The 12,247-nt window shown below is 64.6% G+C and carries 23 protein-coding genes; 3 read left to right on the top strand and 20 right to left on the bottom strand.

Annotation, left to right across the window (positions count from 1 at the left end):
• Positions 1 to 65: 65 nt before the first annotated feature.
• The 19 genes from AC1Q87_RS06395 to AC1Q87_RS06305 form a co-directional block, all read right to left on the bottom strand.
• Positions 66 to 413 carry a hypothetical protein gene (locus tag AC1Q87_RS06395; RefSeq protein WP_492608131.1) on the bottom strand — a complete coding sequence of 116 codons (348 nt, stop codon included), beginning with the start codon at positions 411 to 413 and terminating at the stop codon, positions 66 to 68.
• Positions 400 to 636 carry a hypothetical protein gene (locus AC1Q87_RS06390; RefSeq protein ID WP_492608130.1) on the bottom strand — a complete coding sequence of 79 codons (237 nt, stop codon included), beginning with the start codon at positions 634 to 636 and terminating at the stop codon, positions 400 to 402. Before AC1Q87_RS06390 ends, AC1Q87_RS06395 begins: the two co-directional genes overlap by 14 nt.
• A gap of 151 nt (positions 637 to 787) precedes the next feature.
• Positions 788 to 1,624: a hypothetical protein gene (locus tag AC1Q87_RS06385; RefSeq protein ID WP_492608129.1), complete on the bottom strand. Its 837-nt coding sequence runs from the start codon at positions 1,622 to 1,624 to the stop codon at positions 788 to 790.
• Positions 1,621 to 2,334, bottom strand: a complete 714-nt coding sequence (locus AC1Q87_RS06380) for a DNA cytosine methyltransferase (protein WP_492608128.1) — start codon at positions 2,332 to 2,334, stop codon at positions 1,621 to 1,623. Before AC1Q87_RS06380 ends, AC1Q87_RS06385 begins: the two co-directional genes overlap by 4 nt.
• A gap of 39 nt (positions 2,335 to 2,373) precedes the next feature.
• The gene (locus tag AC1Q87_RS06375; protein WP_492608127.1) at positions 2,374 to 3,132 is read right to left on the bottom strand and encodes a DNA cytosine methyltransferase; all 759 of its coding nucleotides are present in this window, start codon (positions 3,130 to 3,132) and stop codon (positions 2,374 to 2,376) included.
• Positions 3,133 to 3,241: 109 nt separating this feature from the next.
• Positions 3,242 to 3,649: a helix-turn-helix domain-containing protein gene (locus tag AC1Q87_RS06370; RefSeq protein ID WP_492608126.1), complete on the bottom strand. Its 408-nt coding sequence runs from the start codon at positions 3,647 to 3,649 to the stop codon at positions 3,242 to 3,244.
• A complete protein-coding gene (locus AC1Q87_RS06365) occupies positions 3,639 to 3,833 on the bottom strand; it encodes a hypothetical protein (protein WP_492608125.1) in 195 nt (64 codons plus the stop codon). Before AC1Q87_RS06365 ends, AC1Q87_RS06370 begins: the two co-directional genes overlap by 11 nt.
• A complete protein-coding gene (locus AC1Q87_RS06360; RefSeq protein ID WP_492608124.1) occupies positions 3,818 to 4,363 on the bottom strand; it encodes a hypothetical protein in 546 nt (181 codons plus the stop codon). Before AC1Q87_RS06360 ends, AC1Q87_RS06365 begins: the two co-directional genes overlap by 16 nt.
• On the bottom strand, positions 4,363 to 4,875 hold the full coding sequence (locus AC1Q87_RS06355; protein WP_492608123.1) for a hypothetical protein: 513 nt from the start codon (positions 4,873 to 4,875) through the stop codon (positions 4,363 to 4,365). Before AC1Q87_RS06355 ends, AC1Q87_RS06360 begins: the two co-directional genes overlap by 1 nt.
• A 103-nt stretch (positions 4,876 to 4,978) precedes the next feature.
• The gene (bet, locus tag AC1Q87_RS06350; protein ID WP_492608122.1) at positions 4,979 to 5,974 is read right to left on the bottom strand and encodes a phage recombination protein Bet; all 996 of its coding nucleotides are present in this window, start codon (positions 5,972 to 5,974) and stop codon (positions 4,979 to 4,981) included.
• A 3-nt stretch (positions 5,975 to 5,977) separates the two neighbouring features.
• Complete coding sequence (locus tag AC1Q87_RS06345; RefSeq protein WP_492608121.1) at positions 5,978 to 6,550, bottom strand: siphovirus Gp157 family protein; 573 nt, start codon at positions 6,548 to 6,550, stop codon at positions 5,978 to 5,980.
• Entirely contained in the window at positions 6,547 to 6,690 is a 144-nt protein-coding gene (locus tag AC1Q87_RS06340) for a hypothetical protein (protein ID WP_492608120.1), read from the bottom strand. The genes AC1Q87_RS06345 and AC1Q87_RS06340 overlap by 4 nt, the downstream gene beginning before the upstream one ends.
• Entirely contained in the window at positions 6,690 to 6,965 is a 276-nt protein-coding gene (locus tag AC1Q87_RS06335; RefSeq protein ID WP_492608119.1) for a hypothetical protein, read from the bottom strand. The genes AC1Q87_RS06340 and AC1Q87_RS06335 overlap by 1 nt, the downstream gene beginning before the upstream one ends.
• On the bottom strand, positions 6,965 to 7,282 hold the full coding sequence (locus AC1Q87_RS06330; protein ID WP_492608118.1) for a hypothetical protein: 318 nt from the start codon (positions 7,280 to 7,282) through the stop codon (positions 6,965 to 6,967). The genes AC1Q87_RS06335 and AC1Q87_RS06330 overlap by 1 nt, the downstream gene beginning before the upstream one ends.
• A 493-nt stretch (positions 7,283 to 7,775) precedes the next feature.
• On the bottom strand, positions 7,776 to 8,318 hold the full coding sequence (locus AC1Q87_RS06325; RefSeq protein ID WP_492608117.1) for a PIN domain-containing protein: 543 nt from the start codon (positions 8,316 to 8,318) through the stop codon (positions 7,776 to 7,778).
• Positions 8,311 to 8,670 (bottom strand): STAS-like domain-containing protein, encoded by a 360-nt coding sequence (locus tag AC1Q87_RS06320; protein ID WP_492608116.1) that lies wholly within the window; start codon positions 8,668 to 8,670, stop codon positions 8,311 to 8,313. The genes AC1Q87_RS06325 and AC1Q87_RS06320 overlap by 8 nt, the downstream gene beginning before the upstream one ends.
• A 1-nt stretch (position 8,671) precedes the next feature.
• Entirely contained in the window at positions 8,672 to 9,514 is an 843-nt protein-coding gene (locus AC1Q87_RS06315; protein ID WP_492608115.1) for an ATP-binding protein, read from the bottom strand.
• Between the two features lie 43 nt (positions 9,515 to 9,557).
• The gene (locus AC1Q87_RS06310; RefSeq protein ID WP_492608114.1) at positions 9,558 to 10,001 is read right to left on the bottom strand and encodes a hypothetical protein; all 444 of its coding nucleotides are present in this window, start codon (positions 9,999 to 10,001) and stop codon (positions 9,558 to 9,560) included.
• On the bottom strand, positions 9,998 to 10,657 hold the full coding sequence (locus tag AC1Q87_RS06305) for an XRE family transcriptional regulator (protein WP_492608113.1): 660 nt from the start codon (positions 10,655 to 10,657) through the stop codon (positions 9,998 to 10,000). The genes AC1Q87_RS06310 and AC1Q87_RS06305 overlap by 4 nt, the downstream gene beginning before the upstream one ends.
• Before the next feature lie 97 nt (positions 10,658 to 10,754).
• Here AC1Q87_RS06305 and AC1Q87_RS06300 point away from each other — a divergent pair, with 97 nt between their 5' ends.
• A complete protein-coding gene (locus AC1Q87_RS06300) occupies positions 10,755 to 10,982 on the top strand; it encodes a helix-turn-helix domain-containing protein (protein WP_492608112.1) in 228 nt (75 codons plus the stop codon).
• 213 nt (positions 10,983 to 11,195) lie between these two features.
• Here AC1Q87_RS06300 and AC1Q87_RS06295 read toward each other — a convergent pair whose 3' ends face one another.
• Entirely contained in the window at positions 11,196 to 11,384 is a 189-nt protein-coding gene (locus AC1Q87_RS06295; RefSeq protein ID WP_492608111.1) for a hypothetical protein, read from the bottom strand.
• Positions 11,385 to 11,428: 44 nt separating this feature from the next.
• Between AC1Q87_RS06295 and AC1Q87_RS06290 the strand changes: the two genes are divergently transcribed.
• Both AC1Q87_RS06290 and gapR read left to right on the top strand, forming a co-directional pair.
• Positions 11,429 to 11,851 carry a hypothetical protein gene (locus AC1Q87_RS06290; RefSeq protein WP_492608110.1) on the top strand — a complete coding sequence of 141 codons (423 nt, stop codon included), beginning with the start codon at positions 11,429 to 11,431 and terminating at the stop codon, positions 11,849 to 11,851.
• Between the two features lie 126 nt (positions 11,852 to 11,977).
• Entirely contained in the window at positions 11,978 to 12,244 is a 267-nt protein-coding gene (gapR, locus tag AC1Q87_RS06285; protein ID WP_492608109.1) for a nucleoid-associated protein GapR, read from the top strand.
• The last annotated feature ends 3 nt before the right edge of the window (positions 12,245 to 12,247 follow it).

Genomic DNA, 12,247 nt, shown 5'->3' with positions numbered 1-12,247 from the left:
CTCTTTCACCCAGGGTCCGATCCAGAGCAGGACCACGATCATGGTCACCATACCGGCGGCTCCGTTCATTCGGCTTCTTCCTGGTGCTGGAGGGCGCGGCATAGGGCGATGCAGGCCGCTAACGGCTTCGTCGCCGCGTCGGACACGCACCATGCTTCGACGCTGGCGTCATACCAATGCACGGTCGGCCGATACGGCGAGCGCCGGTGATGGATGTCGTAGTCGGCGCCCGGAAGCTTCCGCTCTATGAGCGCCACGATGGCGTCGAGGGAGGTGGTGACGTGATCAAGGTGTGCGCTTTCAGCGAGGTGTGAGTAGGTGGAGCCCGTAGCCGCCACCCAAACCAGCGCGTCCAGTTCCCGGCTTCCCTCCCTCGCAGCCTCAAGCCGCCCGATCAGCTCAGACGCTTCCATTGTCCGCTCCTTGCTGGGTGTCGGTGAGAAGGGCGCGGACGTACCGAGGCTTGAAGTTGAAGCGCGCGAGAACCGCCGCTTGCTCAGCGTTGAGCCGGTAGGAGTTGCCGCTCTGCATCCGGTAGAAGAGGCCTCCCGACGCCGTCGTGGTGCCGAACTTCACGAGATCGCCCGACACGTTGTCGCGCATGAACTGCGTCGCCTTGGTCAGCTTCCCGCTCATCGCGCATCCCCCTGGTCGGTGGGAGTGGACGGCGCCGGCGGCTCACTGATCGTAGGGGCTGGCGCGGGCGCGCCGTTGAAAGACGGGGCGACGGCGTCGCGCCACACGCCATCCGGGCAGGTGCAGTTCCAGTTGCTGCAGACAGGGCACCTCATCGCGCATCCCCTTCAGCATTGGCCGTGGAGAGGGCGTTCCGCGCGACTTGCCGGATGGTGTCGTAACCAGCCTGCCACGGGCGGTCTCCCAGGTTGCCCTCAGCGATGGACCGCAACGCGGACAACGCGTCGTTCAGCCTCGCTTTCGTTCTGCGCAGATCACCGCTGTCACCCCCTTCGGCCTTGGAGGCTCCTGCGATGAGGGTGGAGACCTCGGCCAGTTCGGTGACTTCGAGTCCGCGACTGATCCACTCGTCGCGCTTGAACCCGCTGGCGGTGACGGCAATTATCGACGCGCCGTAGTCCCGCATCATCCAAGCGACGACTTGCGGCTTCTTCGCCCCCTCGTCTCGCGAAGACGCGCCATCATCGGGGCGGCTCTCTTCCGTATGGTGAGGGCGCCACGCGATAATTGTTGGCTCGCCTTCGGACGACCAGTCCCAGTCGTCGGCGCGCTGGTCGGTGTGTTCGTACGCCTCTAGAGCGAGGCCATCGAGGCGAATATCTACGTGATCATCCTTGCCGCACGGTAACACGTCGCGCTCGTCTGGCGCCTTCCAGTGGCGCCATCCGTCGAAGCTCGGCCCTTCAGTGTCGCTCTTGGGCGCCAAGACGGGCTGGCTCTGGGATGAACCCTTCTCTTCTCCTTCCTGGGCCCTGGCGATGAGGGCGGCGAGATCGTAGAAGCTGATGGTCACGGTCGCGAAGTCGAGATGATCTTCGACCGTCTTCGACCAGCCGCGCCGAACTGCGATCTCTGCCGATGCGCGACGTTCAGCAACGACGGCCTTCAGCGCCTCCAGATCGAGCTTGGGCTGTTCGTTGGTGGTCATGCGGCCTCCGCAAGCATGTAGCCAATGGCCTCAGCCATGGCGGGCGGGTTGCTGTCGCCTAGGGCTTCGATGCGCTCTCTGCGCTCGTCCACCCGCTCGGAACGCCAAGTGTCCATTCCGAAAGGCGGGATGGCTGACGGGTTCCAATCACCTCGGGCAGCTGCTGCCCTCTTGGCTCGCTCAATCGCTTGTGGGAGCGCAGCCCCGGCGACCTCCAGTCGCGACAGGCTGGGGAAGGCAGCCAGGTACACTCGCCGGCGAATATACGGCGCGCCAACGTCGTGAGCGCCGAACTCAAATCGTCCGACGAAGAGACCAAGGTCGGAAAGATCGCGAGCGACTTCGGCTTCCCACGCCGCATTTCCCGGGGGCTGCTCCACGACAACAGGAATGGACCGGCCGCGGGCGGCGCGGGTGACGGCGTCGAGCATAGATCCCCAAAGAGATCCTCCTGAACGACGTCCGTGGATGGCTGCGGCGACGCTGGTCTGCTGACAGGGAGGCCCGCCGAAGACGGCGTCGGCGCGCCCCGGCGTAAGGGTGCGGATGTCGTCATGGATGCGCGTTCCAGGAAAGTTGGCGGCCAGCACCTGGCGGCGCCACGGGTTGATCTCGCAAAGCTCGGTCAGGTCATGGCCGGCGCGCTGCATCCCGAGTGCGTGGCACCCGACGCAGGAAAACAGGTCGAGGACGCGCATCACCTCACCCATGATCGCGGCCTTCAGCCTGGGAGATGGCGGCGAGGTGTTTCATGCGGCGAGCCTTTCCGCTTCGGCCGCCAGAATTGCGCGGCCGATCAGTTCTGGGATCTGGGGGACGACGGCATTTGAGAGGGCTCCAAGTCGGTCCACCCGGTTGGGAACCCCATGAACCACTCGATCCACGCAGGGTTCAGCGGCCCACCAGGCGGGGATTGGGTGGCCCCGCCCTTGGTCGTCGAGGATCTCGAGAAGCCCATGGCTCGATAGAACTCGGCGCGGTTGATGCCCGCGCTGTTCTTGCCGGAGCACCGCCGTGGAGTGGGCCACAACCCAGACCCGATCCCGCGGATGAGGCGCACCAACGGCGGAAGCCGGAATGCAGTGCCACTCCGCGTCGTACCCGAGCGCGGCCAGGTCGCCGAGCACTCGGTCGAGGCCGCGGCCAAGCAGGGCAGCGACGTTCTCCACGAGGACGAAGCGCGGTCGAAGCTCGCCCACCAGTCTCCCGTAGTCGTCCCACAGCCTCGATCGAGCGCCCCCGATGCCCGCAGGGGCGGCGGAAGCGTGACTGATGTCCTGGCAGGGGAACCCGCCGCAGATGACATCAACGGCAATTCCATCGGCAGCAAGCCGGTCTGCGGTGAGTTGTCGGACATCGTCGTAGCAGGGGACCTCGGGCCAGTGCTTCGCCAGCACGCGCCGGCAGAACGGGTCGATTTCGCAAAAGGCGACGGTATTGAACCCGCCAGTGCGCTCCAGGCCTAGCGAGAACCCGCCGATGCCGCTGAACAGGTCAAGCACCCTCATCGGTCGGACTCCAAAGCGACCGCCGGGGGTTGCTCGTCTTGCGCGCAATGGCTGAACAGCACTGCGCTTAGGGCTAGGACGATTAGGGTCTCGAGGAGCGGGTGGCGCTTCATCGGGCGCCCCGAGGGGCGGAGCGGCTCTCGCGCATCAGGCCAAACCAGCCCGCATCACGGCACGCGCGGTAGATCGCGGGTCCGAGTTCGATCACCCACTTCAGCCAGCCAGGAGGTCCGGAAGGCGGCGGCGGGTCACGGTAGACGATGCGCTCGACCTGAATGATCTGGGCAGGCGGCACCGCTCTCTTGGGTAGCCCAAGAAGCTCGGCTGGGTCGGCGTCAAGCAACGTCGCGAGTTGGAGCGCGTGCTCCACCCTCATGTGACGCCGCATGTAAATCCAGTCGAAGAGAGCCCCTTTGCTGACGCCAAGGTGACAGGCGACCTCCTCTGAGGTCATGCCCGATCGTGTGATTGCGCGTCGAAGCGCCGTGTTCTCCTGGCGACCACGATCAGATCGCATGGCGAGACTCCTCAAAACTCAGGGCAAAGTCGCGGGCCGCGCGGTGGGTCAGCAGCAGCGCCGGCTTGCCGGGCTGATGGATCTCGACGCCGTCCTCGGTGCTGACGAGGCGGTGGCGCTTCAGGCGAAGGGCGTCGATCGCCGTGAACATGTCGGCCGCCATGTCGATCAGAGGGTTTCGCAAGTCGACCTCCGGGGGATGAAGCGGGACTGGACGGCCAGGCCGTCGGCGCTGGCGCGGTAGGCCTGGTGCAGGGCGGCGCAGTAGTCGGCCGGGTCGATCTCCAGCCGCGCCCAGAACATGCGCTGGCCCTTGTCGCAGGCGTTCGGCGCAAGCTGATGGTGCCATCGACACAGAGGCGCGGAGTGCCGGTCGTGGGCCTTCCTGCCGGCCTTCCAGCCGTCGACGCGCTGGTGAGCGACCTCGATGGGGTTGCGCTCGCCCAGCAGCGTGGCGGCGGACGGCGGTCCTTCGATCGCGCAGGCGATGCAGACAAGGTCGCTGTCGTGCTGCCAGGACATGAAGCCGTGGTCGGCTTCGTGCCCGCCCTTGGGCTTGGCGCGCTGGTGGCCGATACGGGCCTTCCGACCGATCTCGCGGGCGGCGCGGCGCTGGGCCTCGGCGATCTTCCGGGCCTCGCGGTCCGGGCTCTCCAGGCGGCGGATTTCCGCCTTCAGCTCTGCGCGGCGCTGGCGGGTTTCAGCGTCCAGCATCACGCCGCCTCGCGCTGACGAGCGACGGTGCCGGCGGGAACGCCGAGCATGTCGTCGAGGTATTCCAGCACGTCCTTCTTGGCCTGCTGGAACTCGCCGCGGTTCATCGCGAAGTACGACTGCGACTTCGCCGTCCAGCGGGTGACGATGTTCCCGTCGACGACGATAACCGCGTACTCGTCCAGGTCGCCCAGGGCCGCGGCCAGGCGGTTCGCTTCCGTCTTGAACTTGCAGACGAAGACCGTCTCTTCGCGGTGGCCGGTCTGGATCAGAACGAACCGGCGAAGGTGGTCAGCCGACGTGAACCGCTCGGCGCTGCCTTCCGGCAGGCTCTTCCAGGCTTCGCCGACGGTCGCCATGAAGTGGCGATGCGATACCGCCGACCGCTCGTCACGGGCGACCAGGGTCACGACCTCGCCGGCGCCGTAGTGCTCACGGGCGATGCGTAGGAAGTTCGGCAGCGGGCGGAAGCTCTCGCCGTCGAACATCATAGGGATCGGGGGCGCGCTCATCGAGCTCCCTCACGGTGATGGTTGTTCCAGGGAAAGGCGCGGCGGACCGCACGGCAGAAATCGCGCGCCTCTTCGTCGGTGGATGTTGCGAGCGGGTGGGCCATCAGGCGGCGGCCCCTTCCAGGAGCCGGTCCCGGGCCTTCTCAAGCTCCTGCTTCAGGCCGAGCGCGTCAGATTGGGCGCGCGCCCAGAACTCCTGAAGAGGCTGGCGGTTGGCGTCCATGAACCAGCGAAGCTGCTGGATGTCCCATTCGCGCGAGGCTTCGAGAACGCGGTCGGCGATCTGACCCAGCGGGATCTGTTCGAGCGGCGTCGTGGCCGACATCTGGAACATGATCGTGTTCGCGGCGCCGACGCGCTTCAGGCGCTGCTCTTCTTGGAAGCCCTCGATCAACTCGCTGGCCGTGATGTCGATGATCTTCGCGCGGTCGAGTTCAGCGAACTCGTAGATGCCGGACGTGTCCTCGGGGAAAGCCTTGCGGATGGCCTGGGCCTCGGCGCACTTGGCGATCATCACGCGCGGCATTTTCGGCCAGTTCCCGCTCGTATCGAGCACCTGGACGACATCGCCTTTGGCTACGCGTTGCTTCTTCGGCTTGCCGCTGTCTTCCCAGAAATCGCCGGTTTCAACCCACTCCCAGCCCTCGGCGCACTGGTCCTTAAGCGGCGCGAACTCTTCCCAGTAGGCCCAGCCCTTGACCGGCTTCCAGCCGCCTTCACGCATCGCGTCGGCGATCCAGATGGTGACCGTGGCCTTCAGGATGCCGAGCGGATTGGCCGGGCTCTTCAGGGCCTCTTCGTAGACGTACTCCGCCTCTTCCTCGTCCGGCCGATAGCGACCAGTGCGCGCGGCGATGGCGCGGAAGCCGTCGATCCCGGTGACGATCGACATCGATCGCTTGTCGGGCTTGTTCTTGTTGAAGACGAGGGCGTGGATCTGCTTGCGGAACGGGTCGAGGCGCGCACGGCGGCTGACCTCCATGAAGAGGTCGAACTCGTCACGGCTCGTATCCTTCGCCACGGTGCGCTGGATCAAGCCAAGCTGGGTCGCGGTGTAATCAACGACGCCTTGAGCGCGGATGGGGGTGAGAGCGTTCATGGCTTAGGCCCTCCGAATGGTGAGGCTGGGCGCGCCGTTCGACAGGGTCGCGCCGGGGATGTCGGGAAGGGACGCCAGCAGCGCGTCACGCTGAGCGGCGTCCTCGGGGAGGCTTTCCAGTGCCTTGGCGCGGTCCTTCAGGTCCGCGGTCAGGGCCTTCTTGTCCAAGGTCGGAGCGCCGGCCTTCCAGTACTTGGCCGGAATGTCGGACTCCTCCGTGACCTGCAGGCTGGGCGCGCGGGTCGAAAGCGACAGAGTCGCGCTCGGGCGCTCCAGCTTCGGCAGTTCGGCGATCGACAGTGCCTGTTCGATCAGCGCCCGGTCGGTCTTGATCCGCTGTTCGTAGCGGACCTTGCGGGCGCTTAGCCGGTCCATGACCACGGCCAGCCCTTCGAGCATCACTTCGGCGTCGTCGATCCGCGCCAGGACGGCGTCGACCGCCTCGAACAGGCTCGTCTCGCCTTCAATGGTGTCGTGGACGAGCTCGGCGTCGTCGGTGTCGACCTGGGCGCCGGCAATGATCGCGGCGACGGCCTTGGCCTCCTTGGTCGGGTCAAGGAAATCGGGCTTGCTCATCCGATCCTCCAGAGAAGGGCGCAGACCGTGAAGAGCCCGACCGCGAAGGCGGCGAACTTCAGGGCCAGCAGGGCGTGATTGGTGCGGGGGCCGCGCTCGATCTCGTCGAGCCACTCCCGGTGTTCAGAGCGGAAGGCCATCACGCGGCCCGCGCGCAGGTCGTGGAGGCCCGGCGCCAGTTCTCAGCAGCCTTGACCGCGTAGATCAGCTCTTCGGCGAGGGTGGCGCAGTAGCGAGCGCCCGCCGGATCGGCGCGCTTGGCGCAGGCCAGACCCTCGCGGCTGTAGAAGCCAATCAGGTCCCTGGCCCGCTCGATGGCGGTCCCGTCGGTGCGTCCCAGCGGCTGGGTGCGGAACAGGATCGTCCCTCCCGCGCACCGATAGGTCAGTTGCTTGGTCTCAGAGGCGGCTCGCATCAGGCGGCTTCCTTCATCTGGACGACCGACAGCGCGCGCAGTTCAGCGCGGGTGCGGGCGATGCATTTGCGGTGGCGGGCGAGGGACTTCGAAACGAGGTCCAGGTTCTCGCCGTAGAAGCGGGTGACGCCGGCGTTGGTCTTGGCGACCTTCTTGATCCAGGCGCGGTGCGCCTTGGCGTCGGTGATCAGCTGGCGGGCCGCGGCGCGGTGATGCGCCAGGAGCTTCGACAGGCTCTCGATCTTAGAGACCGGACGAAGAGCAGCAGCGGCCTGGCGGTCGATCTCAGCGAAGGCTTGTTCGAAGGCGTTGGCCATTGGGTGTCTCCCCGTTCCGATGACCAATAGTGCGCAGAACGCACAAAATAGATCAAGGGCAAAAGTGCGCAAAACGAACAAAATGGTTGAGCGCTGTCGGCCTGCGTCAGTTGCGGACGCATGTAGCCAAGGGTTGCATTGACCCCGGCGGCTCCAGCCGGAATCCATGGGCGTTAAGAAATGGGGGGCACGACTTGGCGCGCGTAACGATCTTCTGCGTACAACCGTTCTGGCGAGCAGGGCCTGACAAGCTGGCCCATGGCGAGCTGCGGCAATTCGAGCAGGAGCGCGCCGCCCGCCGAGCAGGGGAAGCGACCGCCCGCAGGGTTGGCGGGGCGCTGGTCTACTGTGTGGAGGGCGACCCGGACTTCGAGCAGTGGGGCAAGCCGCGGCTGCTAGCTAGTCACGGCGTGGTCCCAGACATCCGCTTCTAGCACACACGAAAAAGCCCGCCCGGTGGGGCGGGCTCAATGGGCGAACACGGTTGCTAAGGTCAGCCCTTCAGCAGCTTGTTGTTGGCTGTGGCGATTGGGATTTCGCAAGAACGTAGATCGGCATCGTCCGTCACAAGGACCAGGCCGTGGGCGGCGCACAGTCGCGCGATAAGTACGTCGTTGAAGTCGATTGCCGCGGATTGGCAGTGGTTAAGGCAGTCGTCCAGATCCAAGCCGGAAAAGCCGTCATCCAGTCGGAACGTGTCCTTGGCCACGTGCGAAAGGTCGTCTGAAACGTCCGCGATCCATTGTCCGTACCCAGGCTGAGCGTGAACCTTGCCTTCGCCCGCATTCGCGTCCCTCGCCATCGCGCCGAGGCTGACTTTGACAAATTCCGAGACGACAACCTGCGGAAGGTAGATCTTTGCGTCTTGCTCCAAGGCCTTTCGGTAGAATGCGGAGTACGCTCTAGACCGATAATCGGAAGTATCAGTGAAGTAGCCTTGGACCCGAAGCCACACGTTAGTGTCAAACAGAAAGTGTGACGCAGAAAATAGCGCCTCAACATCTGCCGCTTTTTTAACGTCGAAGCGCTTAGTCATCGCCGAGAAGGTTTTTCAACGCCGCTGCTCCGCGTTGCGGGTTGGCAAAGAACGTCTTTGCGTTGTCCACAACCCGCTTCAAGAGGCGCAAATCATCCTGCGTAGCCTCCACGACTCTCAGGCGCTCTCGGATCGTATCCTCGTCGTACTCATTGTAGAGTTGGCCGATCGATGCATTGAGGAATGCAGTCGTAAGGCGCCGCGCTCCAGCAAAGGAGACGATTGCCACCGCGCCCTGGTCGATGGCGTCAGCGATCTGTCCATGCACAGCGTTGCCGTCGTCAATGGCAACGCAGAACGGGCTCCCGACGATTTTCGTCAGAGAGAGCCGGCGCTCCACAACGTCTGCCATTCTAAAACACCGAGTCTGGGTCAATTTCGTCCACCATCTGGTACCCCTTGGGGTCGGACGTATCTACCTCAATCGTCACGATTGTGCCCGGGAAGGGATCAAGCATTTCTTTACGACGAGTCCCGCCCGGAGCGCTGCACCAAAAGCCGCTCCCAGAGACCACTGAGAGTGTGCCGCCATTTAGCTCAATGAAGTCGCGCAGGATTTTCAGGCCTAAGCCGCCGGGCACATCGCCTTGTCGAGTGGTGTTGGTGCCCGTCATGGCCCAATCGATCGCGTTTGATGCCTTCATGGTCCGACCGAGTGACCGCGAGACCACCTCCGGGATACCGACACCCATGTCTGCCAGCGTAAAGACGAGCAAATCCTTTCGTGGGTAGAGTTGCCCACACGCATAAAGCCCAGCTTCACTACGCGCATGAATTTCGAAGTTCTGAAAAATCTCGTCGATGCCCTCAAAGACACGCTTTGACACCTGCGCGCTCATGGTCGGCAGGCCCTTGTCCGCAAGTTGGCTCTGCGTATAGGCGGCAAATGACCTTGCTTGGCCCTGGCCGAACAGCCTGAGCGGAACCATCGTCTTCCGGGCTTTGCCGCCATTGAAGAAGCCGACGTCCGTTAGCGTTCGCGCAATGTCGGTGCGCAGGTGAGCGAGCCGCAGGAGCCGTTCGTGTCGGTCGCGAAGCAGGTGGCGAACTGCAGCGAAAGGCGCAGACATGTTGGCGTCGACCCAACCGACTCGGGCGCAGTTGAGCGCTACGGTCTGCGTGGGAGCGCTGGCTGCAGTCCGATAGATCGCTGCGAGTTGTTCGTATCCGGCGAAGTTGGACTGGACCGAATGCAAAGGGAGGGTGGTTGGTCGCAAAGGGAACCGGTCGCTCTTGCTATCAGAACTTCGTCACGGGTTTTGGGAAGCCCGTGAACTCGCCGGGCTCGCACTGGCCCTTCCAGAACATGGCCATACGCCTAGTTCCGACCCCGCTCTCGGCGACGATCGAGTGCCGGCCTGTCTCGCGCGAGATGTAGTTGCGGAGCTTTTCGAACTCGCGCGGCGTGTCGGTGCTTATGTACTGCAGGGTGAGGGCGGTAGGCGTGGCTTCAGAAATCGGGTGTGTCGCGCTGCAGTCGGCCTCGCACCAGGTCATGGCGTCTAGGTCGATCCGATAGGTCGACGAATAGTCCTTGGTGGTGTCGATCAGCAGAGCGGGCGCGAGGGTTTGCAGCGTCCCGCTGCAGGTCAGATTGAATTTCGTCGCCTGCGCAACAGCGTTGCTCGGAGCGACGATGACCACAGCAAGAGCTGCTGCAAGGTAGGGCTTGCCGAAGGTCATTGAGCTTTACCCAGGATGCGGAGAAGGACGGGGCGTACCGATTGGAGTTCGCGCACCTCGATGGTGTCGGCGTTTGGGCTCCAAAGGTTGTAACGCGGCGCCTGGCCAGGAATGTCGATGCTCTTGCGGACTTCCTTGACGTAACCGTAGCCTCCGGTCTCCACGACACAGAAGCGACCGAGGAAGTCGCTCTCGGCAGAAGCGCTGTCTTTCTGGACGATCAGGATATCGCCGGGTTCGAAAACGGGGAGGCAGGAATCCCCGCGTACGCGAAAGGCAACCGTTCCCGCGAAGTTGCTCGGCACGGCCACCGCAGTTGGGTCGGTGTCCTCTATCGCCTCGATCGGCGCACCGGCTCCCACCACCCCGGCCAGGGGAGCGGAATGCTCTGCGTAGATGACCTCTTCGCCGAAGAGGATGAACGATGGCGTCACGTCGAAGCGGTCGGCCGCGCGCTTCAGCGCGTCGGGCGACATCGGATGGGTGTTGTCCTCGTACTTCGAAATCATCGGGCGCGAGATCGCCAGGATATCGGCGAGGTCGTCCTGACTTAGCTGCCGCTCGAGCCGCAGGCGCTGCAGGCGCCCACCGACCGTATTGGGATCGGCCTTTTTGGGCGGTCTCCCGCGCGGCTTCTTCGGAGCATCATCGGCCATGCTCACGGTTGTGGGCGATTTGTGCGCAGCGCTCACGTTCGTAGTACGCACAAATTCTGCTTGATCAATATGTGCGTATCGCGCACTAATAGTGCTCATGAACGAGCCCAGCCCGATCAAGTACGTCCGGAAGCACGTTTTCGACGTGACGCAGGAAGAACTTGCCCGGATCGGGCAGGTCAGCCGGTCGCGCGTCTCGCGCTACGAGAGCGGACGCGAGGCTCCTCCCTACGCGTTTCTTGAGCGCCTTCGTGACGAGGCGAAGCGGCGAAAGCTTTCGCTCTCGGCCGAATGGTTCTTCGAGCAGCCGGGCGGGAGCGCCTAGGCCATGCTGGGGGGCGTCAATCCAACAATCAGAACGCAAGGCGGGTCGTTCTCCGGGGCCTGCTGCAGCGTGGCGGGGGCGGCAACACAACCCCGCCTGAGCCAGGACGGCGGCCACGCCTTCCCCCTCTGGGGCTGCCGTCCTGGCGACTATTCACACATGCCTTCGCCCGCCCTCGGTTTCCTGGGGCGGGTGGGCAGGGGAGGGCGCCGCTCAGGAGCGGGCCGCTTCCACAATTTGCTCAGCCAGCGCTCTCACCTGCCGGCTGTTCATCTCGGCGAGCCCTATGAAGGCTCGCGCGGCGTTCGGCAGAAGCCGGGCCGCTCGTCTGTTCGCGCCTGCCTCCACAGCCGCCGCGATCAGTTCCAGAACCAGGGGGTTGTTCTCGGCCTCCGTCTCCATCCGTCGCGCTCCTGCGCCGCCGCTGTCGTCCGTCGTGGTGAAACATGACGGGACTGGCCATGGGGTTCTCTAGAGAAAAAACCACACTTCCCGCGCATCGCGGGGAGCGCATCGCGGCTTGGGTGCGCGACCGGATGGCGGCTGAGAAGACCTCCGTTGCTGAGGTCGCCTTCCGCATCCGCCAGGACCGGCGCGACGTCCAGCGCCTGCTCGACACCAACTCATGCGGCCACCGCCTGGAAGACGCGCTCGCAGCGCACTTCGGCTGGCCATTCGTCCGGGCCGTCATGGCGCCGGTCATCGACAACGAAATCGAAGCGGAGATCGCCCGTGAAAAAGCCGAGATCGCCGCCCGGGAGGATCGTCTTGCGCGCCTGTATCAGGCTCGTGAGGCCGCTCGCCCAGGCCCTCGGCTGGTCAATTCGAAAGACCGGCCTGGCCCTGCACCGTCAGGGGTCGGCCCTTGAGACCTGGGCGCGATCCCATGCGGGAACAGAACGGCAACGCTAGTCGCCGCTGACGCGACTTCACCACACCCAAGCCCGACCAGCCGCCGGGCGCTTTCAAGCGGCTCTCAAGGAGGGGGAGTTCCCATGTCCGACGACAACGCCCACGGCGACATCCTGAACCAGGCCGCCCAGGGCCAGCTCAAGAGCATCATCGAGCGCATCGAGCGTCTCGAGCAGGAGAAGACCGAGATCGCCGAGCAGATCAAAGAGGTCATCGCCGAGGCCAAGGGCAACGGCTTCGACGTGAAGGTGCTGCGCAAGGTGCTTCGCATCCGCAAGCAGGACCGCGCCAAGCGGCTCGAGGAAGAAGCGATTACCGACCTCTACCTCTCCGCCCTTGGGGAGATCTGAGCC

The organism is Phenylobacterium sp. GW823-FHT02A09 (assembly GCF_058797775.1).
This window is presented reverse-complemented; position numbering and strand designations above follow the sequence as displayed.